At 67.4% G+C, this 24291-nt stretch carries 20 protein-coding genes; 6 read left to right on the forward strand and 14 right to left on the reverse strand.

Annotated elements, in window-relative coordinates:
• Nucleotides 1-421: 421 nt before the first annotated feature.
• Both ABD116_RS14210 and ABD116_RS14215 read right to left on the reverse strand, forming a co-directional pair.
• Nucleotides 422-6943: a DNRLRE domain-containing protein gene (locus ABD116_RS14210; protein WP_343968935.1), complete on the reverse strand. Its 6522-nt coding sequence runs from the start codon at nt 6941-6943 to the stop codon at nt 422-424.
• 194 nt (nt 6944-7137) lie between these two features.
• Nucleotides 7138-7587, reverse strand: coding sequence for a PH domain-containing protein (locus ABD116_RS14215; RefSeq protein WP_343968937.1), 450 nt, complete (start codon nt 7585-7587; stop codon nt 7138-7140).
• 45 nt (nt 7588-7632) lie between these two features.
• Between ABD116_RS14215 and ABD116_RS14220 the strand changes: the two genes are divergently transcribed.
• On the forward strand, nt 7633-8145 hold the full coding sequence (locus ABD116_RS14220; protein ID WP_343968939.1) for a hypothetical protein: 513 nt from the start codon (nt 7633-7635) through the stop codon (nt 8143-8145).
• A gap of 24 nt (nt 8146-8169) precedes the next feature.
• On the opposite strand, the gene ABD116_RS14225 is transcribed toward ABD116_RS14220, so the two are convergent.
• On the reverse strand, nt 8170-9057 hold the full coding sequence (locus tag ABD116_RS14225; protein ID WP_343968940.1) for a LysR family transcriptional regulator: 888 nt from the start codon (nt 9055-9057) through the stop codon (nt 8170-8172).
• A gap of 83 nt (nt 9058-9140) precedes the next feature.
• Between ABD116_RS14225 and ABD116_RS14230 the strand changes: the two genes are divergently transcribed.
• The 3 genes from ABD116_RS14230 (at nt 9141) to ABD116_RS14240 (ending at nt 10743) form a co-directional block, all read left to right on the forward strand.
• Nucleotides 9141-9890 (forward strand): sulfite exporter TauE/SafE family protein, encoded by a 750-nt coding sequence (locus tag ABD116_RS14230; protein ID WP_343968941.1) that lies wholly within the window; start codon nt 9141-9143, stop codon nt 9888-9890.
• A complete protein-coding gene (locus ABD116_RS14235; RefSeq protein ID WP_343968943.1) occupies nt 9887-10198 on the forward strand; it encodes a hypothetical protein in 312 nt (103 codons plus the stop codon). The genes ABD116_RS14230 and ABD116_RS14235 overlap by 4 nt, the downstream gene beginning before the upstream one ends.
• Before the next feature lie 122 nt (nt 10199-10320).
• On the forward strand, nt 10321-10743 hold the full coding sequence (locus ABD116_RS14240; protein ID WP_343968945.1) for a hypothetical protein: 423 nt from the start codon (nt 10321-10323) through the stop codon (nt 10741-10743).
• Nucleotides 10744-10822: 79 nt separating this feature from the next.
• Here the strand turns inward: ABD116_RS14240 and ABD116_RS14245 are convergent, their stop codons facing one another.
• From ABD116_RS14245 to ABD116_RS14265, 5 genes are all read right to left on the reverse strand, one after another.
• Complete coding sequence (locus tag ABD116_RS14245; protein ID WP_343968947.1) at nt 10823-11506, reverse strand: S1C family serine protease; 684 nt, start codon at nt 11504-11506, stop codon at nt 10823-10825.
• Between the two features lie 266 nt (nt 11507-11772).
• Complete coding sequence (locus ABD116_RS14250) at nt 11773-12720, reverse strand: VWA domain-containing protein (RefSeq protein ID WP_343968949.1); 948 nt, start codon at nt 12718-12720, stop codon at nt 11773-11775.
• Nucleotides 12717-13685: a DUF58 domain-containing protein gene (locus tag ABD116_RS14255; protein ID WP_343968951.1), complete on the reverse strand. Its 969-nt coding sequence runs from the start codon at nt 13683-13685 to the stop codon at nt 12717-12719. Before ABD116_RS14255 ends, ABD116_RS14250 begins: the two co-directional genes overlap by 4 nt.
• The gene (locus ABD116_RS14260) at nt 13682-14662 is read right to left on the reverse strand and encodes an AAA family ATPase (protein ID WP_343968953.1); all 981 of its coding nucleotides are present in this window, start codon (nt 14660-14662) and stop codon (nt 13682-13684) included. The genes ABD116_RS14255 and ABD116_RS14260 overlap by 4 nt, the downstream gene beginning before the upstream one ends.
• On the reverse strand, nt 14659-14889 hold the full coding sequence (locus ABD116_RS14265) for a hypothetical protein (protein WP_343968955.1): 231 nt from the start codon (nt 14887-14889) through the stop codon (nt 14659-14661). Before ABD116_RS14265 ends, ABD116_RS14260 begins: the two co-directional genes overlap by 4 nt.
• Nucleotides 14890-15018: 129 nt before the next feature.
• Between ABD116_RS14265 and ABD116_RS14270 the strand changes: the two genes are divergently transcribed.
• Nucleotides 15019-15711 (forward strand): response regulator transcription factor, encoded by a 693-nt coding sequence (locus ABD116_RS14270; protein ID WP_343968957.1) that lies wholly within the window; start codon nt 15019-15021, stop codon nt 15709-15711.
• Nucleotides 15708-17018, forward strand: a complete 1311-nt coding sequence (locus ABD116_RS14275) for a sensor histidine kinase (RefSeq protein ID WP_343968959.1) — start codon at nt 15708-15710, stop codon at nt 17016-17018. Before ABD116_RS14270 ends, ABD116_RS14275 begins: the two co-directional genes overlap by 4 nt.
• Before the next feature lie 69 nt (nt 17019-17087).
• Here the strand turns inward: ABD116_RS14275 and ABD116_RS14280 are convergent, their stop codons facing one another.
• From ABD116_RS14280 to ABD116_RS14305, 6 genes are all read right to left on the reverse strand, one after another.
• Nucleotides 17088-18509: an FGGY family carbohydrate kinase gene (locus ABD116_RS14280; protein ID WP_343968961.1), complete on the reverse strand. Its 1422-nt coding sequence runs from the start codon at nt 18507-18509 to the stop codon at nt 17088-17090.
• Nucleotides 18510-19487 (reverse strand): sugar-binding transcriptional regulator, encoded by a 978-nt coding sequence (locus ABD116_RS14285; RefSeq protein ID WP_343968963.1) that lies wholly within the window; start codon nt 19485-19487, stop codon nt 18510-18512. It abuts the gene before it with no gap.
• 77 nt (nt 19488-19564) lie between these two features.
• A complete protein-coding gene (locus ABD116_RS14290; protein WP_343968965.1) occupies nt 19565-21034 on the reverse strand; it encodes a mannitol dehydrogenase family protein in 1470 nt (489 codons plus the stop codon).
• Nucleotides 21035-21045: 11 nt separating this feature from the next.
• Entirely contained in the window at nt 21046-21891 is an 846-nt protein-coding gene (locus ABD116_RS14295; protein ID WP_343968967.1) for a carbohydrate ABC transporter permease, read from the reverse strand.
• Complete coding sequence (locus ABD116_RS14300; RefSeq protein WP_343968969.1) at nt 21888-22838, reverse strand: carbohydrate ABC transporter permease; 951 nt, start codon at nt 22836-22838, stop codon at nt 21888-21890. The genes ABD116_RS14295 and ABD116_RS14300 overlap by 4 nt, the downstream gene beginning before the upstream one ends.
• A gap of 8 nt (nt 22839-22846) precedes the next feature.
• Entirely contained in the window at nt 22847-24214 is a 1368-nt protein-coding gene (locus ABD116_RS14305) for an ABC transporter substrate-binding protein (protein ID WP_343968971.1), read from the reverse strand.
• Between the last annotated feature and the right edge of the window lie 77 nt (nt 24215-24291).

The raw sequence follows: 24291 nt of genomic DNA on the forward strand, positions 1-24291 counted from the left end.
GCCGCCGTCCGTCGTTGATCCGAACTCCCCGAAGTCCGTTCATCGAGTTGGACGACGGCCGCGTCACCTGCCGGCTCGACCGACATATCCTCACTTCCGGACAAATCCTATTTAGCGGATAATTCGACACCCTGCGACTGTCCGGCTACTCACCCTCTGTCCCTCCACGATATCTCCGATACAGCGCTCGCGCGATAGCGAGAACCGTTCCACAGACAAATCCAACGATAAACAAAGTACCGAAGACGACGTCCAGGAGCCCGGCCCAGAACGAATCACTCGTAAGGATGGCCCCGATCACACTCAGGACAACACCTACGACCAATCCGATCCGGAACAAAGGATCCGACGACACCGGGCGGTCGAACCCCAGTGGATTCAAGAGGTTCATGCGGTACTCGCTTTCAGTGCGATGCCAGGATCAATAGCGGTACCAGTCGCTGATGAAGCGTCGGGAACCCCAGCCATACTCCCATCCCCAGCCGAAGGTCCAGGTCCAACCCCACCAGTCGAAGACCGGGGTCTGGAATGAGTATCGACGCCGGCTTTGGTACCGCGTGACCCACCGCATGAACAGCGTCCCGTACATACATTTCGTTTCCACCGCATACATCAGACGGTATTGGAACTGTACATCTTTGAAGATCTTGTACGTATACCACCAGCCGACAAAAGTCAGTGGCCACAAGCGGAACCACTTCCCCCTCCACACCTCATATATGGTATAGGCGACCTTCAGTCTGGATCCCTTGCATTTCGTACATCCATCCAGATCGGAATCGTTGATTGGATCCGACGGGTAGACGTAGTTGTTCGCACTGCCGCCGATTACCGGGTCCATCGATGTGAACAGACCGGTCGCCGGGTTGTAGAGGCGCGCCCCCATGAGCGTGAGACCCGCACCGGACTCGGCACGGTTCTGCGCACCTACCCAGCCGTAGCGAATGATCCCAGTATCGGTAGCCGTGCCAGCGCGGTTGCCGTACTCGTCATAGCTGGTCCAACCATCGATTGCCGTCGCCACCGCCGTGGCCGTGGTGAGGGTCGAAGTGCTGACCACATCACCGTGTGGATCGGTGAGCATCAGGGTTCCGACCGCGTTCTGGTTGATCGCCAGGCCCAACTTCGAGCCGAGCAGTGCGGAGTACCTTTGCGTGCTAGCGCCCTTGGACGTCCAAGTTGGGTTGTCCGACGAGTCCGTGTAGTGCCGGATCGTCTGCCCTGCACCAACTCCGGTGACGGTCTCGACGGCTCGGCGATCCAACGCGTCGAGCGTGAATTCAGTGGTGGTACCGCTCTGTGTTATCGACTTCGCGCGATCGTTGTCGTAGTAGGTGAGCGCGATGTCGCCGCCCGCAAGCGGTGCATCAGATGCTGGGATCGTGGTGGTGCGGCCCAGCAGGTCGTACGCGTAGGCGCCAGAACCGTTCGCTCCCGTCGTGGGACGATCGGCGGAGTCGTAACTGCGGGAGACGGTACTGGCTCCAACGGTGGTGCAGGCACCGTCCTGGCCGGAGATCGCAGTGGATTTGATGAGACGGTTGTCGTTCCGGTCGAACCCGTAGGAGCGTGTCACACAAGGGGCTGCGGCCGGGTCACTTATGTCGATGCCTGTGGCAGTGGCCGAACGGTCTCGAACCTGGGCAAGACGACCGTTGTCGTAGCTGTAGGTACGATCAGCGGAGAAGGCATCGGCCCCCAACTCGTTGAAGGCTGCCCCGTCGGGGGTCCACTCATGAACAACGCGGCCTGCATTGTCGTTTTCGATGGACCATGACAGCCAGCTGCCATCGGGATCGACCGCTGTCGAGCCATCGTCGTTGACGGTGGTCACCTGACCGGTGTAGCGCAACCCGATCGGCTCGCCAGCGTTGTCAACATCGTTCACCTGAGTGACGCCACCCGGCAGTTTTTGAGTGACGAGCGAGCCGGCGGTGTCGTAGGCGCCACCGGAAGCCCAGGTAGATCCAGCTGTGGTGATCTCAACCTTGGTTGGCAGGCCACGATGCTCGGTCTTACCGACCGCGTCAGTGCCATCGTATGTGTAGGTCGCCGACCCGTTGGCATCGCTGATTGTGGCGATGGAACCTGCGGCGTTGTAGGAGGTTGTGGTGACCTGTTCTCCGGAAGGCTGATAGGTGATCTGCCGGCCCCATGCGTCGTAGCCCGTGGTGACAGTGCTCACGGTTGAGCCATCGACCGCCTTGGCCGTGATGACAGTGGGCAGGCCGGTGTTCGGGTCATACGAGGTCTGCTTCTCGGTTGTCGGGCTGGAGGCAGGCAGGCCGGTGACCGTGGACTTGGCCGTGTTGACTGCACCTGCTGGCAGGTAGCTGATGATGTTGGTACGAGTCACGGCGCCGGAACTCTCGACGATCGTCGTGGGTGATAGCAGATACGTATAGCCGCCGAGCGTCTTCGTCGGCAGGCTCGGCGTGGGCGTGCCTGCGCCGGCAGTCGGCTGTGCTGCCGGGTAGGTCTTGCACCCCAGTCCTGCCCACTGGGGCTTCGCGCCACACTCGGGGAACGAAGCGTTGGCTGCTGCCGTGTAGTAGACCGTCTTTGTCGTGCCTGCGTCGGATCCGCTGGATTCAGGTTGGCGCGTCTCGATGATCCGGCCTTCGGCGTCATAGCGGGTGACCTTGACGATGTCCGTAGCGGTCTCGATCGTTCCGTTGAGATTGACATCGGTGGCCGACCTGCCGGCTCGACCCGCCGTCCAGCCAGTCGGGTCTCCGGCGACCGGTGGCCCGTAGTCCGTGAGCCTCTGGCTCGTGATCTCGAGGTCGGTGCCTGTGCCGGGGTCATGAGCGAACGATGTCTCGCCGGTGGGCAGCCGATACGGCATATTCGTATCCGGGTTGATGCCCGCGTTCGGCGCGCCCTCGTCGTACTTCGTCCGGGTGTGGGCCCGGATCCATCGCACCGTGCCGTCTTTGAGTGCCGCGAACCGGGACGGACCGTAGATATCAGTAACGAATGTCCCCGCCGGAGTCACCACTGCATCGCCGGCCGCGTTCTTGATGTCCGCGTTGTAGACCGTCAAAGATGCCAGTTGGTCGACCGTTGCGCCCGCCGGAAGGGATCCGTCGATAATGAGCCGCAATGCACGTTCGTCAAGTTCTCGGACGACATTGCCCTGCCCGTTGTAATCGGTCGCGGTGTACTGCCAATCACCCGCGCCGTACTTGGCGGTGTTGGTCGTATTACCGGAGGCATCAGTGAATTGCAGCTTTCCGTATTGCCAGTCCGCAGCCGAAGGGGCTCCAGCGACCGGATGTTCGGGGCCGAACACCGCGAACCCGTTCGTCGGCGTCGCCTTCTGGTTCCAGCGCGCCACAGATCCCGCGGAAAGGTCGGGAAGGCCCGCACCTGATAGCGGAATGTCGTACACAAACCTCGCCAGGGTCGCCGTGCCACCCGTCGGATCGCCTGCAGGACGCTCACGTGTGACGCTGTCGAGCTTCTCCCGCTGGTCGACGGCGACATATGTCAGTTGGTACGGCACCTGACCGGAGGGTCGCATCGACGTCAGGTGGTTGGCGGCGTTGTACGCATACTCGGTGGACAGGTTCGAGCGCGGGTCAGTGACCTTTGCGAGGCGGCCGCTGCCGTCATAGCTGTAGCCTGCGACTTGGATGGAGTCCATTCCCGCACCGCCAGGCTTGTCCGGGTTGTAGATATCCAGCCACGCCTGGCTCAACCGCACGTCGTCTCCGACGGTGGTGTAAACGAACCGCAGGGCACGACAGCCCGGATTCAAGGATCCCGTCGGAGGACATGTGACGCCCGGCGGAGGCGGCGCAAGGATCCGCGAGACACGGCCGGAGCCGTCATACGAGTAGGTCGTCTTCGAGGCCACTCCGGCCTCGGTGACCTGGATGGGCCGGAAGAGCGAATCCGTCGTCGCGGTCGGTGCCGCGGCAGGCGTCCAGACGGTCACAGTGCCGTCACTCTCGACCAGGGAGAGGATCGTCGATGCGCCAGTACCGCTCACGGTCAGCGTCGAGCCGTCCTTCTCAGAGTCCTCGCCGGCCGGAACCCAGCTACCGGTTGCGAACGTTGCTGTTGTACGACGCTGACCATTAGGCGACTCGAAGGTCCAGCCGGTCCCATCCCCATCCAGAATCGCGATGGTTCCATCAGCCCGGGTGGAGTCGACAACCTGCATTCCTGCGGCCCCCGCATCCGAGCCCTCGAAGTGGGCGACCCAGCCGGGGCCGAAGACGCCGTTGATCGGGTCCGGCGTACCGGCGTACGTGGAGTGCGAGCGGGAGATCGACAGGTCGCCGGTGTAGCCGGGGACGGAGATGTCGGTCGTGTCGGTGTTGAACTCACCGGTCCAGAGCGCGACCTGGCCGGGGCCGGCCTCGGCGGTGGGGAAACCGTTGCCGAAGGCATGCGGTACGCGCTGGATCGTCGTGTTGGGCGTCTGTGACCAGGTGCACTGGCTGGAGGAGGCGTAGGTGAGGCAGACCTGGACGTCGAGCTTGACCGGGACACGATCGTTCAACGTGGTTGGCTCGATCGCCGGGGTCGAGGGATCGGAGTCGACGTTGGCGTCGATCTTCGCGTTGTTGGAATCCCATACTCCGGTGACCGCGACTCCGGCGGTGCCGTTGTCGGTGACGGTCAGCGGGGTGTCGTCGACGTTCCAGCCGACGGTGTCGTGTTGGCCGTCTTTGGCGTAGCCGGAGAGGCGCCAGCGGACTTTGGCGGTGGGCATGTCGGCCGCGCCGCGGGGCGGGCCGGAGGCATCGATCTTGATGGCGCCGGTGGTGGTGATGCGCGGGTCGGCGGTCGGCGAGGCAAGCGCGGAGCCGCCCCAGCCGAAGCTGTACGCCGCAGCGCCGGACAACCGGCCTGCCGGGGACTCGGCCGTGGCCGTGATCCGGTGCAGCCCTTGGACGTCCTTGGGGAGGGTGACGGTGGTCTTGGCGGTGGCGGGGTCGCTGGACGGCGTGATCTTGATCTGGCCGGCGGCGCCGCCGGTGAAGTTCGTCGGGACCGGCTTGCCGTCGACGGTGAGGCGGATGTAGCCGGGTGAGGAGTAGCCGGTGCCGGTGGCGGTGATGGTGCAGACCACGTCGGCGGTGGGGGCGTCGTCTTGCCAGGAGTTGATGGCGTAGGGCTGGGGGCAGGAGATGATCGGGGCCTGGGGCTGGGTGGCGCCGATGCGCAGTTGGCTCCAGGCCGACCAGGCGGAGTCGAGACGGCCGTCGTTGGACTTGGCGCGGACGTAGATGAGGGTGTTCTCGGGCAGGTTGACGGACGGCTTGCAGCCGCCGGTCGTGCCGGAGGCGTAGGTGGCCGACGTACAGGTTGCCTTCAGGCTGGATGCCGAGACGGTGGTGGAGTCGTGGAACTCGATCACGTACTTGACGGTGTTGCCGTCGGCGTCGGAGGCCTTGGTGATCGCCCAGGGGTTCAGGTACGGGGAGTACAGGGCGCTGGTGCCGCCGGGGGCGGCGTAGGCGACCGCGGACGAGTACGCCGGCAGCGACGGCTGGCCAGGGCGGCGGTTCCAGGTCATCGTCACGTACGGGTCGGCGATGCCGGCGAAGGAGTAGAAGCGCTTGTACGACGTGCCGTCGGCCTCGTTGGCTGCGGTCAGTGCCAGGCCGCCGGTCGGGTAGGACGCGGTGGACCAGGCCTGGGCCAGGCCGGTCATCGGGATCGAGATCCGGCCGCCCGGGCAGCCGGTGGCGCCCTTCGCAGCTGACACCGAGCCGTAGACCGCGCCGTCCACCGGCCGCGTTGGCCAGCGGGAATCAGGCGTGGTCGGTGTTGCCGAGCGCAGTTGCACGACCGTCGGTGTACAAGTGTTGGCGCCGTACTGCCACAGCGATATCGACGCGGACAAGATGTCCTTACCGGCGAACGTCGAGGTCGCGAAGTTCATGTAGGAGCGCGCCACTTTCGCCGAGCCGTTCTTGCCGACCCTGAGGTCGACCGCGTTGGACTGATCGTTCGGCTCGTTTTCTTGCAACCAGGTGTCGAAGGTCGACTTCAGCGTGCCGGTCACATAGGTCGGGTCGACCGTCACCGGGAACACCCGCGACGTGTCGAGGAACCACTTCGCGTCCGGCGCGATCACCAGCGTCGCCTTCCCCCGCGACACCTGCTCGATCGTCACCTTCACAACAGCCTTGTTCGCTGGCTCGCCGTTGGCATCGGTCACGCCGTCCCACATGTAGCCGAGCGGGATCTTCGACCGGACCACGTTCTTGGCGTCGACGAACTCGATCGAGCCGTCCGCAGCTGTGCGCGGCGTCAAACCCTTCGTCCGCAAGGGAATTCGCCATACCGGCGCGGTTGCCGGACGCTGCCTGACGATGAAGTCGTTCTCGAAGCCGCTGCGCCGGGCGTCCAGCACGAGGTCGACGCCCGGTTGGACGTCGGCGTAGGTCGCCTTCGTGCCGTCCAGAGTCGGCTCCGGGAGCTTCCATGGCGACAGCCATTCCACCTGTCGGCCGGTACCGGACGACGCCGATGCGAAGACCTGGCCGGTCGCCGCGTTGCGCTTGCCCAACCGCAGACCGTGCTCGTGGCCACGCGGGGCGACCGTGCCGTCAGCAGCCTTCTGCAGCGTCAGGTTGATCGACTGCCACGCACCCTTCGCCGTCTTGAATCGGATCGGCACGGCGTGCGCATCCGTCGTCATGGTCCCGTCAGGGTTCGACCACGTCGTGGATGTCTCGGTCCGCATCGACTCGACCTCGACGCGACTGCCCTGCGCCCGCGCCGTGACCGAGGCAGAGATCACATCCGGGCGCGAAGCGACCTTGGCCGCGGGCGGCGGCGGATCCGCCGTGGGCGCGGCCTCGGCGGGTTGATGGCCTTCCAGGGCGGTCGCGAGGAGCGCCAACGACACCAGCGCGGCCACGACCCGAGGGGTTTTCTGCCCGCGAGAACGCTCAGAACGATCCACTAGAAACTTCACGGCGACTCCTGCTGCCTCACGCCGACCTGGGACAGCACGACGACGGACGATCGCCATGCGGGTCAGCGCTCGCTACATCGCCCGCCGTTCCATCCCGTTACCCGAATTGCAACAAGTTGCAGTAATGCCGGATCCGCTTGCCAAGCAGGTGTTTCGGGGTCCACGCGCGCGCTGAAGGTCAGCACCGGGTCGTGTCAGTGGGCTTGGTGGTCGAGCCAATGCTGGCGGAGTTTGGCGGTTTGGCGGGTGACTCGGCGGTTGCGGCCGCGGAAGGTGTAGCCGGACAGGCAGGACAGGAGGACGCCGGGCTCTTCGGGCGAAGGAGGGTCGGCGAGTTCGACATACGGGATTGCGATGGCGCCCAGGGAGGCCTCGCCCTCGTCGAGTCTGATGTCGGCGATGGCGGTCCACGGGATGAGTTCGTCGCGGCCGAGGTTGAGGAGTTTGAGGCCGGTGGGGGTGGCGGCGACGCCGACGCGGGCGAAGCGCCAGAGGATCAGCACGCCGACCGCGATGGAGATGATCACGGCGACTTGGTCCGGGATGGAGGAGAACTCGTCGTAGACGGCAAGCAGGCACATCTCAGCCAGGACCACCACACACACGGCCAGAAACACACCGTTCCCGATGGCTCTGAAGGCCATGCGTTCCCCCCGCTGCTCTACAAGAGATGGACGGATACTAGTGGCGTGAAGGTCCAGCAGAGCTACGTAGTGGACAGCGATGGGTGGGACCACGCCGAGCTGGTCGAGGTGTGCCGGCTGGTTTTAAGGGTGGTACGAGCAGGAGTCGCCAAGTACGAGACCGACCTACCGGTTGCTGATGGCGAGTGGCCTGTGGAGGTTGCGGCGGCGGCTGAGGTGCTGCGGGGAGTCGCCGGGCGGACTGGGCGGGTGGAGAAGGGTGGTTACGCGCAGACCGGCTTAGTGCGGGCCGATGCGGCGGCGGGCGGCAACGAGGAGACGTGGGCGGCGTTTGTGACGTTTGCGCCTTGGGCTTATGACGCTGGGGTTTGGGGTGAGGTGGGTGAGCTCGTGTCTTTGTCTGATGAGGGGCGGTCGATCGCTGTGCGGTTGGACGGGGATCAGGTGGAAGCGGTTGGGCGGGTGATCGGGGCGGCGCGGTTGGTGCCGGAGAAGGAGTGGCGGGCAGTGTGGAAGCAACGTCGCAGGGAGCGGCGGAGCTCGGGTGGTGACGGCTAGGCGGTCGGGTGGCGGCTAGGCCGGTCAGGTGGTGGCGGATTGGCGGATGTGGGTGGCTAGGGCGGTTATGGCTGGGGTGGGCGGGGTGGGGGCGTAGCAAATGAGGTGGGAGCGGGTGGCCCAGGGGTCTGTTAGGGGGCAGATGTCTAGGGCGGGGTTGCCGGCTACTGAGCGGAGGGGGGCGATGGCCAGGCCTACGCCTGCGGTGGCGAGGGTGATGAGGGTGTGGAGGGTTGGAACCAGGGTCCGGTAGCGCGGGGCCGGGGCGTGCGGGCCCAGGCGGCGGTCCATCCAGGTGCGGAGGGTGGAGCCTAGGTCCAGGCCGATCATGGGGTGCTCGGCGACCTCGGCGTACGACATCGTGGCGCGGCCGCTGAGGAGGCCGCCTGCGGGGCCGATGACTACCAGGGAGTCGTCGACCAGGGGTTCGGTACGCAGAGGGGTGCCGGTGGTTTCGTCGTCGTCGAGGACGATGCCGAGGTCGGCTTTGCCTTCGGCTAGGAGGCGGAGGGAGCGCGGGGTGCGCTGCTCGGAGACGGTGACGTCGTGCTCTGGGTACTCGCGCAGGAAGGACGCTAGGGCGGCCGGGACTACCCGGTGCATGGCTGAGCCGCCGGAGACCAGGACTAGTGGGCGGGAGCGGGCAGCGGTGTAGCTGGCGACGGCACTGTCCAGGCGGGCCGTTTGAGCCAGTACTTCGCGCGCGTGGCGAGCGAGCGTAGTACCGGCGGGAGTCGGCCGCACCCCACGCCGTTCGCGGACCAGCAGCGGGACCCCGGCGTGGGTCTCCAGAGCCCTGACCCGCGCGCTGGCCGAAGGCAGACTCAGGTGCATCTGTACTGCTCCGGCCGTGATCGAGCCTTGGTCCACCACGTGGACAAACAACCGCAGGTCGTCCAGGTCATAGCGCATAAGGGCAGACTATGCTTCACACAGAGGCTGACTGAGGCAAAAACGCATTGTGCTCCTTACCCCGGCTCCCCGATGCTCGGTACGTGACCACGCTGCTGATCGTCCTGCTCGCCGGGATCGCAGCAGGCGCGCTCAACTCGGTCGGCGGCGGCGGGAGCTTCGTCGCGTTCCCAGCGCTCGTCGCGGTCGGGGTCGGCGCGGTCACCGCCAACGCGGCAACGACCGTCGCCCTACTGCCTGGCGGGCTGGCCAGCCTCTGGGTCTACCGTCGCGACCTCGAGCCGATTCCCAGTACCTCGATCCCGGTACTGACCTGGACCAGCGTGATCGGCGGCGCGCTCGGCGCCGGACTGCTGCTCACCCTGCCGTCCGAGTCCTTCGACGCGCTCGTCCCCTGGCTGCTCGCGTTCGCCACGTTCGTGCTGGCCTTCGGCCGCAAGATCGCCAAGTCGCTGCGCACCCGGGTCGCCGGGCGGCCGACGATCGTGGCCGGCCAGCTGCTGCTCTCCCTGTACGGCGGCTACTTCGGCGGCGCGTCCGGGCTGATGATGGTCGCGTTCTGGAGCGTTGCCGCGAGCATCGATCCGGGCCGGCTCAATCCGCTGCGGATGTCCCAGATGGCCGCCATCTACCTGACCGCGGGCGCCGTCTTCCTGGTCGCCTCGGACATCCTCACCGAGTGGCTCAAGCTAGTACTGATGTTCACCGGCGCGATCATCGGCGGCTTCGGCGGAGCCACCGTCGCCCGCCAGCTGTCCACCCGCACACTCCGCGGCATCGTGGTGGCGTCCGCCGCGGCGATGACCGTCGGGTACTTCGTGATCACCTCATGATCACCGACGACTCGCTGGCCCGGCTCGCGATCGCCTGGGAGGCCTGCCAACTGGCGGAGTCGGCCCGCGCCGCCGTGACCGTCGAGGGCGATCCGCTCGCCCGGGCGCAGGAGGTACTGCGGGCCGCCGAGCGGTACGCCGCCACCGTGCACGCCTTCACCAGCCGTCCCCATGGCGGGCCCGCCGCGCCGATGAGCTGGCGGTTGCCGGAGGCACCGGAAGAGGCGGCGGAGGATCTCGACGACTGGGTCCGCCGGCACGCCGACGGCGAGGATCCGGGGCCGGCCCCGATCTCCGGACAGTTGTAGCCGAGGGCAACAAAAAGCTGTAACAGAGCTGTGATCCAACTATTTCGCCGGGGCCCGCGTCTCAGTCTGTGTCGAGCTCACAAGGGCTCAGAAAAGCTTGAAATCAAGGGGAGATCACCATCATGCGCAACCGTTCTCAGCTGGTCCGCCGGGTCGTCGCCGTCGTCGGAGGCCTCGGTCTCGCCGCCGGCGCCGTGGGGGTCGCCGGCGCGCTGCAGGCGAACGCGTCCACCACCGGCCAGAACACCGTCGCCGCCCAGCCGGTCGTCGCGAAGAAGATCACCATCGCCACGAACGGCACCTACGTGCCGCTGTGGGCGAAGGTGACGCTGAGCGGCAAGACCACCGGCATCAAGGCGAACTCCGTCGTCCAGGTCCAGCGCCTCGAGGGCACCAAGTGGGTCAACTTCCCGGCCACCACCAAGGTGACCTCGAAGGCCACCTACGCCGTCAAGGTCGCCAGCGGCCGCGCCGGTGTGAACAAGTTCCGGGTGGTCTCCTCGAGCACGATCAGCCCGGTGGTCAGCATCACCTTCGCGAAGTGACGCGCTGAACGATCAGGCGGCGTCCGTAGTGCCGGCGGGACCCGGTACTACGGACGCCGCTTTCGCGTTCGACGGAAACTCAGTCGATGAGACCCTTCACGATCGTCGTCATCCGGTCGACCGGGATCGCGAAGCCGATGCCGATGTTGCCGGAGCGGGACGACGTGCCCAGCGTCGCGATGGCGGTGTTGACGCCGACCACCTGACCGGCCGAGTTGACCAGCGGGCCGCCCGAGTTGCCGGGGTTGATCGCGGCGTCGGTCTGGATCGCCGACTGCCGGTTGCCGTTGTCACCGAACCGGGCCTGCCGGTTGACGGCGCTGACGATGCCGGCCGTCACCGTTCCTTCCAGCCCGAGCGGTGAGCCGACCGCCAGTACCGGGTCGCCCACCTGGAGCTGCGAGGACCGGCCGAGCGTGAGCGACCGCAGTCCCTCGACGTTGCCGCTGACCTGGAGTACGGCGAGGTCGTTGTCCGCGTCGACGCCGATGATGCTCGCGTCCACCGATCGGCCGGTGGACAGGACCAGTGACACATCGCTCGCTCCCTCCACCACATGGGCGTTCGTGACCACGTGCCCTTGCTGGTCGATCGCGAACCCGGAACCGGTCGCCCGGCCGGCCCGTACCGACACGACGCCCGGCAACACGCTCGCTGCAGCGGTAGTGATCGACCCCTGCTGAGCACCGGGCGACGGTGCTCCCGCCTGCGGCAACTCGACCGGCGCTACCGCCGATGGCGAGTCACCCCAACCCCCTGTCACAGCACCCGCTAGACCGCCCGCCAGAACGGACAGGGCTATTCCAGTGGCTAGTACGCGGCCGGTACGGCGTACAGGGGGTTGAACCGTCACCCCGGCCGGAGGTGCCGCGGCCGGAGAGGGGGGTGCCGACTGGACGGCGGCGGCCGGGGTGACGGGGAAGGGGACGCCCGGTGGGGGTGCAGCGGGAGGCGCTACGGGCGGTGGGCCGGGCTGGTAGTGCGGCCCGCGGAAGGGGTGACCTAGATGAGGGCTCATGCGAGGGCTCCTTAGGGCAGCCGCGAGAACCAGAGCAGCGACGCCAGGCCGGCCAGCAGTGCGACCGCCAGGGCGATACCCGCCACCAGGTTGGTGATCTCGCGTTCCTCGGTGGTCCAGCCGATCGACGACTGGAGATCGGAGTAGACGGAGCGCAGTTCCTCGTCGCTCTCCGCGGAGTAGAAGGAACCTTTGGTGGCGTCGGCCAGCTCGCGCAGTGAGTCGGCGTCGGCAGGGACCGCTACGTTGCGGCCGTCGAGGTTCACGGTGCCCTCTGCAGTGCCGTAGGCGATCGTGGAGACCGGTACGCCGGCCTGCGCCGCAGCCTGCGCTGCCTCGTCGATCGGGCGGCCGGAGGTGTTCCCACCGTCGGACAGCAGCACGATCCGGGTCGGAGGCGGGTCGGTGGCCGCGTCGGCGTCGAGGTTCTTCACGGCGTCGAGGCTGGTCAGGACGGCCTCGCCGATCGCGGTGCTGTCGGTGAGAGTGAGGCGGTTGAGCGCGTCGACGGTTGCCTGGTGGTTGGTGCTTGGTCGGGTGACGACGTTCGCAGTACGGGCGAAGGAGACCAGGCCGACGTTGAACTGCTTGGGGAGGTTGTCGACGAAGTCGGTCGCGGCGCTCTTGGCCACCTCGAAGCGGTTGGGCTCGACGTCGGTGGCGGCCATCGAGTTGGAGATGTCCATCGCTACGACGACGGTGGCGCGTTCGCGCGGTACCCGGACGTCGGTGACCGGGCGGGCGATCGCGATCGTGAGCACGGTCAGGGCGGCGAGGAAGGCGAGGGCGGGTGCGTGGCGGCGCCAGCCCGGGCTCTTCGGGGCGACCTTCTCGAGCATGGGGAGGGTCGCGAAGCGTACGGCGTACTTGCTGCGGCGGCGTTGCGCTACGACGTAGGCGACGACGAGCGCAGCGACGATCAGCAGCAGCCAGAGCCACAGCGGTTGCTCGAACTTCATCGGATTCCGGTCCTCCCTCTCGGTGTTCGCCGGGTATCGGCCCGCCTCCGCGCGGTCGCGAACACAGCGACATCACGCACCCAGTCGGTGTCCGTGCGCAGGACGAGATGGGCTGCGCCTGCCGCGCGGATGGCCTGGGCGGTCTGCTCCCGGTGCTCACGCATCGCCGCGGCATACCGCTCCCGCAACCTGCGCTTGCTGGTCTGCACCTCCCGCCGCCGCCCCGTCTCCGGGTCGACGAGGGTGAGTAGGCCGACTTCCGGCAACTCCAGCTCGCGGGGGTCGAGAACTTCGACGGCGATCACCTCGTGCCGGGCGCCGAGACGCCGCAGAGCGTCAGCCCAGCCGGCGCCGGCGGGGTGAGCGGCTTGCCAGGGTGCGGTGTGGAAGTCGGAGATGACGACTCTCAGGCCCGGGCGGGGGTGTTCGCGGTTGAGGCGAGTGATCGCGTGCGCCAAGTCCGTTTGGGGATGTTCTCCTGGAGTTGCTCGCGGCAACGAGAGCAGGGTGCGGAGGGTACGGCGGAGCGCGGGGCCGCCTCCTACGTCGGGGATTCTTCGGACTTCATTGCCGAGGGCAACTCTTACGCCGAGGCGGTTGCCGGGGCGGCCTGCCAGGAGGCCGACGGCGCCTACGATGGCTACGGCCAGGTCGCGCTTCTCCGACAGCGCAGTACCGAAGTCCATGGAAGCCGAGGCGTCGACGAGGGCCCAGGTCTCCAGTTCGCGTTCGGCGAGGGGGGCTCGGACGTGCGGTTCGAGGGAGCGGGCGGTGACGTTCCAGTCCATCCGGCGGACGTCGTCCTGGCCGGCCTGGTACGGGCGTGCCTCGTTCGGCTCGGAGCCCGGGCTGCTCCGCAGGCCGGTGATCTCGCCGTGCAGGAAGCCTTCCAGCTTCCGCTTCACCGATAGCTCGAGCGAGCGGAGCGCCCGCTCCCGCCCGGCGAGCAGGTCAGGACCTGTCATGCCGCGGAGCCCTGCTGATCAGCCGGTACGACGTGAGGCTGCTCGATCGCCTGCAGCACCCGCGACACCACCGCCCGCGGATCGACCCCATCGGCAAGCGCGTCGAACGTCAGCACCAGCCGATGCGCCATCACGTCATGCGCCACGTCGTACACATCAGCAGGCAGTACGTAATCCCGCCCCCGCAACAACGCCAGCGCCCGACCCGCCGCAACCAGCCCCAGCGTCGCCCGCGGACTCACGCCGAACTCCAGTACGCCGCCAAGATCATTGATCCCGTACTGCGCCGGCACCCGCGTCGCGTGCACCAGCCGGACGACGTACTCCGCGACGGCATTGTGCACGAAGACGTCTTCCGTCGCCTCCTGCAACTCGCTCACGATCGCCGGCGTCAGCACCGCGTTGGCATGCGGCCGATGCGAACTCATCCGCTGCAGGATCGTGAGCTCCTCCAGCGGCGTCGGGTAGTCGACGGTGATCTTGAGCAGGAACCGGTCCCGCTGCGCCTCGGGCAACGCATAGACGCCCTCGGACTCGATCGGGTTCTGCGTCGCTAGTACAAGGAAAGGCGCAGGCAACGGGTAGCTGACGCCGCCGATGCTGACCTGGTTCTCGGCCATCGCTTCCAGCAGCGCCGACTGCACCTTGGCGGGCGCGCGGTTGATCTCGTCGGCTAGTACGAGGTTGGCGAAGATGGGGCCTAGCTCGGTGTCGAAGCCTTCCGCGGACGGCCGCCAGATCCGGGTGCCGACGATGTCGCCGGGTACGAGGTCAGGGGTGAACTGCAGTCGGGCGAAGCGGCCGCCGATCACCTCCGCCAGGGTGCGGACGGCCAGGGTCTTGGCGACGCCCGGTACGCCTTCCAGGAGACAGTGGCCGCGGGCAAGCAATCCGACGAGCATCCGCTCCACCAGCTGGTCCTGCCCGACGACGACCCGCTTCACCTCGAAGAGCGCCCGCTCCAGCACTGCGGTCATGCGTTGCTCTGCGGGTTCGCCTGGCTCTGCTCGGGTTGAGCGGTACCAGAGCCGTTCTTGTCAGGACAGTCGTGCGTGCTACTCGGCGTACCGGGGCCTTCTTCGACGGTTACGTAGCCCTGGTCGGGGGCTGGGTCGTTGCCGGCGGCGTACGCGACGCCGCCTGCGCCCAACGCGGCCGCAGCGATCGCAGTACCGAGCAGGAGGCGCTTGCCGGGGAGATTCATGCTGACTCCTTCACGTTCGGATGGTGGGCACCAATTCATCAGGCCGCCCCGAAAACGACCGGAAAGCAGACCGAAAGTCCGCCGAAAGCGCCTACCGGCTCTCCCCGCCCGCGCCGCTACCTTTGAGTCGTGCGACTACTGGTGGTGGAGGACGAGGAAGGCCTGGTCAGCGCGCTGCGCTCGGGACTCGGCCGGGCGGGCTATGCGGTGGATGCGGCGCTGACCGGCGCCGAGGCGGTCGAGAAGCTCGCGACCACGCCGTACGACCTGGCGATCCTCGACATCACCCTGCCGGACACGAGCGGCCTCGACCTGTGCCGCGCGGTACGCCGGGGTGAGATCGAGGTCGCGTCCGGACGCGAATTGCGGGTGCTGATGCTGACCGCGCGCGCCTCGCTCGCCGATCGGGTGCGGGGGCTGGACGAGGGTGCCGATGACTACTTGACCAAGCCGTTCGCGCTCGTCGAACTGCTCGCTCGCATCCGCGCGTTGCTGCGGCGGGACGTGACCAATGGGACGACGCAGTTGCATGTCGGCGATCTCGTGCTGGACAGTTCGCGTCATCTGGCGAGCCGTGCTGGGCGGGAGCTCCCGCTGACACTGAAGGAGTTCGGCGTACTGCGGTATCTGATGTCGAGGCCGGGGCACGTGGTGTCGGCCGAGGAACTGCTCGAGCATGTCTGGGACGAGAACGCGGATCCGTTCACGCAGAGCGTCCGGGTGACGGTCGGGACGCTGCGGCGCAAGCTCACGCTGGAGGGCGAGGAAGCCTTGCTGGAAACGGTGATCGGGCGCGGGTACCGGCTTCGGGGTGACACATGACCAGGCCGGCGTGGACCCAGACGATCCGCTTCCGCTTGACGCTGACCTACTCCGCGGTGCTGATCGGGCTCTCGGCTCTGGTCCTCGGAGGTCTGTACTTCGCCTTGTCGGCGTACCTCGATCCGCAACCGCTGGATCCGATCACCGTCAAGAAGTCCTACTACGACAAGGAAGGGCACCTGAAGTTCAAGCCTGGCGAACCGATCCAGGCCGCTGACATCGCCAGCGTCCAGTCGGCGGTGAACTACAAGACCCTCGAAACACTCAAGACCTACTCGGCGGCCGGTATGGGCGTCCTGCTGCTGTTCAGCCTTGGTACCGGATGGTGGCTCTCGGGTCGCGCTTTGAAGCCGGTACGACGGATCACCGCGACCGCGCGCGACATCTCGGCGACCGATCTGTCCCGGCGGATCGCGATGGACGGGCCGCAGGACGAGTTGCGCAATCTCGCGGACACCGTCGACGACATGCTCGAACGGCTGGAGTCCGCCTTCGTCGCGCAACGGCAACTGGTCGACGACGCGTCGCACGAGCTGCGGAACCCGTTGGCGGTGATCCAGGCCAACGTGGACGCAGTACTGGCCCACGACGACACTCCAGCCGAGGACCGTGCCCAGGCGACGGCGATCGTCTCACGCGCGATCCAGCGGATGACTCGGCTCGTCGAGGACCTGCTGGCGTCTGCGCGGCGGTCGTCACCGGCCTTCGTGGACGCGGACGTGGACCTGGCCGCGATCGCCGGCGAGGCCGCGGAGGAGTATGCGCTGCTCGCTGCTGATCGAGAGCTCCGGTTGGTACGCCGATTGTCGCCTGGACCCATCGCTGCTGGTGATGCCCAAGCGCTGCGCCGGGCGGTCGACAACCTGCTCTCCAATGCTGTCCGGCTGGCCCGCGGTGGCAGCGAACTCGTCCTGGCCGTCGGCAGCCGCAACGGCTGGGCCTGGATCGCCGTACGAGACGAAGGACCCGGCATCGCCGACGAAGACACCGACCGAGTCTTCGACCGCTTCTTCCGCTCCGGCCAACGCCAACCCCCCGCCACCGTCCCCCTGGTCGACCCGTCCAGCGGCCCCTCAACCAACCAACGCCGAGCCGGTCTGGGCCTGGCCATCGTCCGCCAGATAGTCGAATCCCATGGCGGCACGGTCGCCCTCCACTCCGAACTAGGCACCGGCTCCACCTTCATCCTCTGGCTCCCCGAACGCTCCCTGACCAACACCACCCGCCGCTCCCCCACCCCACCCACCGAAGACCCCCTAGGCCCCCGACAGAACAGCCCTGGCGCCGTCAGGCGGACTCGCGGTTGATGGTCGGCAGGTTCGACCGTCTGGTTCACGGGGCTGTGACGGCTGCCGCCGCTGTCCGGTTACAGGTGGTCAGCGGTAGTCGGAGGCGAGCAGGGGGCGGGTGCCGGAGAGCACTGCGGCGTAGCGGGCGCGGACGTCGGCGGCGGCTTCGTCGGTCAGTACTGCGGACTCGGGCTTGCTCATGGCAACGTCCCACACCGGCAGGTCCCCGGAGATGGCCCAGGCTGCTTGGCGGGCGGCGCCTAGGGCTACGTACTCGGCTGGTTCGGGGAGTACGACCGGGGCGCCTAGTAGGGCGGGAGCTAGGGCCTGTACTGCGCGGGAGCGGGCCGCGCCGCCTAGCAGTAGGACCCGGTGGACGGGGATGCCTTGGGCTCGGAGGGCGTCTACGGCATCGGCTAGGCCGCAGAGCATGCCTTCTACCGCGGCGCGGGCCATGATGGCGGGCTGGGCGGTGGTACGGGTCAGGCCGTAGATGAGCCCGGTGGAGTGGGGTAGGTCTGGGGTGCGTTCGCCGTCCAGGTACGGGAGCATGACCAGGCCGTTGCTGCCGGGGGACGTCAGGGCAGCTTCGTCTAGAGCAGCGAGGTCCATGCCGAGCAGAGTCGCTGTGGCCGAGAGGACTCGGGCGGCGTTGAGGGTGCAGACCAGGGGGAGGTAGCCGCCGGTGGCGTCGGCGAAGCCGGCTACGAAGCCGCTGGGGTCGCTGGTGGGTGATGAATACCGAGCGAAGGCGGTGCCGCTGGTACCCAGAGACACCGCGACGTCGCCGGGCTGGAGGTCCAGGCCCAGGGCGGCGGCCATGTTGTCGCCGGTGCCGGCCGCCAAACTCGCGCCGAAGGCGGTTTGGCCGACGACCTCGGAAGGGCCGGCCACGCGCGGGAGTTGCAGGGAGCGGCCGAAGGCTAGTTCGACGAGGTCGGGGCGGTAGTCATTGGTGGAGGGCGACCACCAGCCGGTACCTGAGACGTCTCCCCGGTCCGTCGTGAGATCGGCGATGCCGGAGCGGTCGGCAGCCAACTGATGGGTCAACCAGTCGTGGGGCAGCGCAACAGCCTCGGCGCGAGCAGCCGCGTCGGGAGCAGCGCCACGGACCCAGCGCAGCTTGGTGACGGTGAAGCTCGGTACGGGCACGGATCCGACAGCGGAAGCCCAGGCCTCGGGGCCGCCCAGCTCGGAGACCAAGTCAGTTGTGGCATCGGCGGAGCTGGTGTCGTTCCAGAGCACCGCCGGGTGGACGACGGCGCCGGAGCCGTCGAGCAGGACCATGCCGTGCTGCTGACCAGCGACAGACAGAGCAGACACCCCGTCCAGTAGGCCGTCGGAGGCGATGGACCACGCCTTCCACCATTCGGCGGGGTCGACCTGGGTGGCGTCGGGATGGGGTGCGCGGCCTTCCCGTAGTACCTCGCCGGTGGTGGCATCGCATACGACGACCTTGGTCGCCTGGGTCGAGCAGTCGACTCCGGCAACCAGTCTGGGGTCAGTCATCTAGAGATCCTTTTCGGTAGCGAGGTGCCGCAGGACGTCACGGGCGAGGTCGGTCGTCGTCACCAGCGTGCTGACCAGCCCGGCCCGCACGGCGGCGACCACCGCCGGCGCGCGATGAGCTCCCGCGGCGAGGGCGATCCGCTCCGCCGGGTGGCGTAGCTGGTCGACCGAGACCGCGATGATCATCTGCTCCAACGGTGACTGGACCAGTCTGCCGTCCTGGTCCAGAAGATGCCCGCTGACCTCGGCGATTGCGCCGCCGGCGACACCTTCGGCCCGGAGTTCCTCCGACACCGCGTCCCAGACCGTCGAGCAGCCGGCCCGCCAGGCGCCGATCGCGACCACCGAGATGTCGAGCCCGTCGGCCAGCGCCAGGGTGTCCGCGATGCCGGGCTGCCGGCGCAGTGCGGCGACCGCGGCGATGTCGTCGACGACGAGCGGTGCGTGGACGGCGTGCGCAGTACCGCCGGCAAGCGCGGCTGCTCGGCGGGCGAGGTCCATCGTGCTGCCGCCGCCCGCGGGTGAGTGGAGTGAGCCGGCCATCTGGATCACCGTGCAGGCAGGCAGTACGTCGATGTGGTCGACCATCGCGTCGACCGCCCGGCTCCAGGTCAGGCCCAGCAGATCCCCGTCGCGAACCAGCGGCGCGACCGTCCGCGCCGCAGCCTCGGCGACCTGGTCGCGGACCTGCTCCGGCGAGCCCGAGGTGTGCGTGACGACGCACAACTGGAGCCCGAGCGCGTCGGCCAGCTGCTCGGACAGCCCGCGATCGATCGGCGAGGGGTTCTTGATCTGGATCTGGACGATGCCACGACTGCGCGCGTCCTCGAGCAGCCGGGCGACCTTGAACCGGCTCAGGTCGAGCTCCTTGGCGATGTCCACCTTGGAGACGTTGTCGAGGTAGTACCGGCGCGCGACGTCGGCCAGCAGCTCGTCGTCCTCGTCACCCTCGCCGAGCAACTGTCCCCGACCGTTCACCGTCGCCCCGCCACCAATCTTCTCCCGTGATTCCCCGGCACCGTAACGGTTCGCGGGCCTTTGCCGCGAGCCCCTTCTCAGGCCCGCGCCTCCAGGGTCGCTCGTGCTCCGTGCTCGTGGAGCGAGGACAACGCGGCCGTGTAGGCGCTGACGAAGCGGGCGTCGTCGACGAGGTCACCGAAGAGGTCCCGGTCGGACACGAAGAGCAACGGCTCGTCGCGGTTGTGCTGGGCTCGTTCGACCAGCTTGTCGCGCAGCCGGTCGACCACCTCGATCGGCTCACCTTGCTCGTCGACGCCCTCGGCGTACCGGGCCCAGGAGGCGATCACCAGAGCGGAGTGCTCGATCCCGCGATCCGCGGCGAGCTGCTCGCGGACGACCGGGACCAGCCACTTGGGGATGCGGTCCGAGCTCTCCGCGCAGAGCCGGGCGAGGGTGTCGCGTACTTCGGGATTCGCGAACCGCTCGATCAGCTGGTGCTTGTAGCGGTCGAGGTCGACCCCCGGCACCGGCGGCAGCGTCGGCGTACCCTCCGAATCCATGTAGCCGAGCAGGAAGTCGACGAACAGCTTGTCCTGGCAGACCTCGTGCGCGTAGCGGTAGCCGGCCAGATACCCCAAGTAACAAAGGGCTTGGTGGCTCGCGTTGAGCAACCGCAGCTTCATCAGCTCGTACGGTTCGACGTCCTCGACCAGCTGCACGCCGACTTCCTCGTACGCCGGCCTGTCGCCACCGAAGTCGTCCTCGAGCACCCACTGCGTGAACGGCTCGCACACCACCGGCCAGCCGTCCTCGACCCCGTACTGCGACGCCAGCGCCTCACGATCCGCGTCGGCCGTGACCGGCGTGATCCGGTCGACCATGCAGTTCGGGAACCGGACGTCGCTTTCAAGGAAGTCGGCAAGCGACGGGTCCTTGAGCCGAGCGAAGGCGGCGAGCATCTTGCGCGCGACGTGCCCGTTGCCAGGAATGTTGTCGCAGGACATCACCGTGAACGGCGCAACACCGGCCGCCCGTCGGCGGGCCAGCGCTTCGATGATGAAGCCGAACGCGCTCCCCGGCAGCGCGCCCGGCTCCAAGTCGGCAGCCAGGCCGGGGTCGGACGCGTCCAGCTCCCCGGTTACCTGGTTCACGTGATAGCCGCCCTCGGTGATCGTCAGCGAGACGATCCTGGTGGCGGGGTCGGTCAGCCGGGCGAGCACCGCCTCGGGGTCGTCGGGTGCGAAGAGGTACCCGACGATCGAGCCGATGACCCGGGGCTCGAGCGTCCCGTCGGGGTACTTCACGACCAGCGTGTAGAGGTTGTCCTGCGCCGCCATCACCTCGGCCATCCGCTTGTCGTGCGGGAGGACGCCGACGCCGACGATGCCCCAGTCGAGTGCCTCGCCGTCGTTCATCAGCTGGTCGAGGTACATCGCCTGATGCGCGCGATGGAATCCGCCGACCCCGAAATGGACGATGCCGGGGCTGATCGAAGTACGGTCGTACGCCGGTACGCCGACGCGCTCGTCGAGCGACCCCAGGCTTGCCGAGTTGAGTCGTTGCACCGTTGCCTCCGTCACTTGACCGCCCCGAGGGACAGGCCCTGGACGAGCTTGTCCTGTGCCGCGAACCCGGCGATCAGCACCGGCAGCGACACCACCAGGGAGGCCGCGCAGACCTTCGCGAGGAACAGGCCCTGGCTGGTGACGAAGCCGGTCAGGAACACCGGCGCGGTCTGTGCCACGGTACCCGTGAGGACCCGGGCGAAAAGCAGCTCGTTCCAGCTGAAGATGAAGCAGATCAGCGACGCGGACGCGATGCCTGGCATGACGACCGGCGCGACCACCGAGCGCAGCGTGCGGACCAGGCCGGCGCCGTCGACGGAGGCCGCCTCGAGGATCTCGACCGGTACTTCGGCCAGGAAGCTGCGCAGCATCCAGACCGCGATCGGCAGGTTCATCGACGTGTAGAGCACGATCAGCAGCCAGATGTTGTCCAGCAGCCCGGCGAACTGCGCGAACAGGTAGATCGGCAGCAGCCCCGCGACCACCGGCAGCATCTTGGTGGACAGGAAGAAGAACATCACGTCGGTCCACTTCTTCACCGGCTTGATCGACAGCGCGTACGCCGCCGGGAACGCCAGCAGGATGACCAGGATCGTCGACAGGATGCTCGCGGTCAGCGAGTTCGCGATCGACGGCCAGGGACCGGAGTCGAAGAACGACCGGAAGCCGTCCAGGGTCAGCGGCGCGGTGACGTCCGGCGGGTTCTTCGCCGCGTCCTCCTCGTGGTGGAACGAGGTCAGCGCCATCCACAGCACCGGCAGCACGAACAGCACGCCCACGATCCAGGCCAGCGCGCTCAGCGCCAGCCCGCCGCCGCGGTTCTTGCGGCCCGTCACGATCGTCACTTGGCCGCTCATCGGCCCTCCTCCTTGAACAGGGTGGACACCGAGCGGAGCGCGAAGGTCGCGATCAGGATGGTGCCGATCACGACGATGACGCCCGCGGCCGAGGCCCGGCCGTAGTCATGGGCGGTGTAGAAGGTCTGGTAGATCGTGTACGGCAGGTTCGCCGTCCCGAGGCCGCCGGACGTGATCGTGAAGACGGCGTCGAAGTTCTGCACGACGTAGATCGAGCCGAGCAGCGCGCTCAGTTCGAGGTACTGACGCAGGTGCGGCAGCGTCATGTACCGGAAGATGTCCCACTGGCTGGCGCCGTCGATGCCGGCCGCCTCGATCACGTCGAGCGGGCGGCTCTGCAGGCCGGCCAGCAGGATCAGCATCATGAACGGCGTCCACTGCCAGACCAGCGCGAAGATCACCGACCACAAGGGCTGGTTGCTGATCCAGTCGGGCTGTGGCGCGTTGTCGCCGAAGATCCACTTCAGCACGCCGTTGAAGAGCCCGTACTCCGGGTTGTACAGCGCGTGTTTCCACAACAAGGCCGCCGCGACCGGTACGACGAGGAACGGCGTGATCATCATCGTCCGTACCGCGCCACGGCCGCGGAACTTGCGGTCGAGCAGCAGGGCGATGCCCAGGCCGAGCAGCAGGCTGATGAGGACGACGCCCGCGGTCAGCAGGATGGTGACCCAGATGGCGTGCCGGGTGTTCGCGTCGGTGAGGACGCGGCGGAAGTTGTCGATGCCGGCGAAGCTGCGTTCGTCGGGGTAGTACGCGTTCCAGTTCATGAACGAGGTGATGATCGTGACCACGAACGGGAGCTGGGTGACGATGATCATGAAGACCAGGGCGGGCAGCAGCGGCGCCCGGCGGGCCCAGTCGCCGGTACTGCGCAGCAGCGTGCCCGGCTTCTTCGGCGGTGTGGCTGTATGGCGGCCTGGGCGCGCCTCGGTTTCGACACTCATGTCAGCCCTCACTTCGCTTCTCTGGCGCGATAGCGCTCTGCCACGTCGTCGGCGAGTTCCTGGCCGCGTTTCAGCGCCTCGTCGACGCTCATCCGGCCGGCGATCGCGGAGCTGACGTCCTGACTGACCTGGGTACCGAGATCGGGGAACTCGGGGATGTCGATGAACTGGATGCCGATCGCGGGCCGCGGCTGGGCGCCCGGGTTGCGCGGGTCGGCGGTCTCGATCGCCTGCTTGGTCGGGTCGGCGAACGCCGCCGCCTCCTTGCGGTACTCCGGGTTCTCGTACGTCGAGGCGCGCTTGCCGGCCGGGACGCGGGACCAGCCGAGCTCCTTGCCGACCAGCTCCTCGTACTGCTTGCTGGAGGCCCAGGAGATGAACTTCCAGGCGTTGTCCTTCTTCTTGCTCGCTTCCTGGATGCTCCACGACCAGGCGTACAGCCAGCCGGAACTGTCGGTCTTCACGACCGGCGCGGGGGCGTACCCCATCTTGCCCTTGACCGGTGAGTTGGGCGCTTCGAGCGAACCGGCGGCGGAGGTTGCGTCGTACCACATCGCGACGTTGCCCTGGACGAGGTTGTTGAGGCACTCGGTGAAACCGGCCTGCGGGGCGCCGAGCTCGCCGTGGTTGCGGACCAGGTCGACGTAGAACTTGGTCGCCTCGGTGAACTCGGGGGCGTTGACCTTCGCCTGCCAGTCCTGGGTGAACCAGGTACCGCCGAAGGTGTTCACGACCGTCGTCAGCGGGGCGAACAGCTGGCCCCAGCCTGGTTGGCCGCGCAGGCAGATGCCGCGCATGCCGGGCTGGGCGTTGTCGACCTTCGCCGCGATGTCGGCGACCTGCTGCCAGGTCGGCTTGGCCGGCATCTCGACACCCTTGGCCTGCAGGATGTCCTTGCGGTACATCAGGAACGACGACTCGCCGTAGAACGGCTCCCCGTAGATCTTGCCGTCGTCACCCGACATCGACTCGGTCATCGGCTTCAGGATGTCGTCCTGGTTGAACGCGGTGTCCTTGGCGATGTAGTCCGACAGCGGCGCGATCCACTTGCTCTTGGCATAGATCGGGATCTCGAAGTTGCTCAGCGACGCGACGTCGTACTGGCCGGCCTGGCTGGAGAACTCCTGGCTGATCTTGTCCCGGACGTCGTTCTCCGGCAGGACCGTGTAGTTGACCTTGATCCCGGTCTGTTTGGTGAAGTTGTCCGCGGTCAGCTTCTGCAGGTCGACCATCTGCGGGTTGTTCACCATCAGCACGTTGACGCTGTCGGCGCCACCGCCACCGGCTCCGCCGCCCCACCCGGCGCAGCTGCTCACTCCACTCACCAGGAGGAGTGCGATCGCCACACCTCCGATGCGTTTGCGCTGTTCCAGCACGGGCTGCTCCTTCGCGATCGGCGGGCACTCGCTCATATGAGCAGCACGCTGCTCATCGTTGAGTGAACCGTTTGCCC

Source organism: Kribbella koreensis (assembly GCF_039525325.1).
In the GTDB taxonomy this organism is placed as follows: Bacteria; Actinomycetota; Actinomycetes; order Propionibacteriales; family Kribbellaceae; genus Kribbella; species Kribbella koreensis.

Coding starts and splice junctions, on each gene's coding strand:
- ABD116_RS14235 (WP_343968943.1), top strand. CDS start 9,887: ATGATCACCGACGACTCGCTGGCCCGGCTCGCGATCGCCTGGGAGGCC.
- ABD116_RS14260 (WP_343968953.1), bottom strand. CDS start 14,662: ATGACCGCAGTGCTGGAGCGGGCGCTCTTCGAGGTGAAGCGGGTCGTC.
- ABD116_RS14215 (WP_343968937.1), bottom strand. CDS start 7,587: ATGGCCTTCAGAGCCATCGGGAACGGTGTGTTTCTGGCCGTGTGTGTG.
- ABD116_RS14300 (WP_343968969.1), bottom strand. CDS start 22,838: ATGAGTGTCGAAACCGAGGCGCGCCCAGGCCGCCATACAGCCACACCG.
- ABD116_RS14225 (WP_343968940.1), bottom strand. CDS start 9,057: ATGCGCTATGACCTGGACGACCTGCGGTTGTTTGTCCACGTGGTGGAC.
- ABD116_RS14295 (WP_343968967.1), bottom strand. CDS start 21,891: ATGAGCGGCCAAGTGACGATCGTGACGGGCCGCAAGAACCGCGGCGGC.
- ABD116_RS14275 (WP_343968959.1), top strand. CDS start 15,708: ATGACCAGGCCGGCGTGGACCCAGACGATCCGCTTCCGCTTGACGCTG.
- ABD116_RS14250 (WP_343968949.1), bottom strand. CDS start 12,720: ATGAAGTTCGAGCAACCGCTGTGGCTCTGGCTGCTGCTGATCGTCGCT.
- ABD116_RS14255 (WP_343968951.1), bottom strand. CDS start 13,685: ATGACAGGTCCTGACCTGCTCGCCGGGCGGGAGCGGGCGCTCCGCTCG.
- ABD116_RS14265 (WP_343968955.1), bottom strand. CDS start 14,889: ATGAATCTCCCCGGCAAGCGCCTCCTGCTCGGTACTGCGATCGCTGCG.
- ABD116_RS14240 (WP_343968945.1), top strand. CDS start 10,321: ATGCGCAACCGTTCTCAGCTGGTCCGCCGGGTCGTCGCCGTCGTCGGA.
- ABD116_RS14280 (WP_343968961.1), bottom strand. CDS start 18,509: ATGACTGACCCCAGACTGGTTGCCGGAGTCGACTGCTCGACCCAGGCG.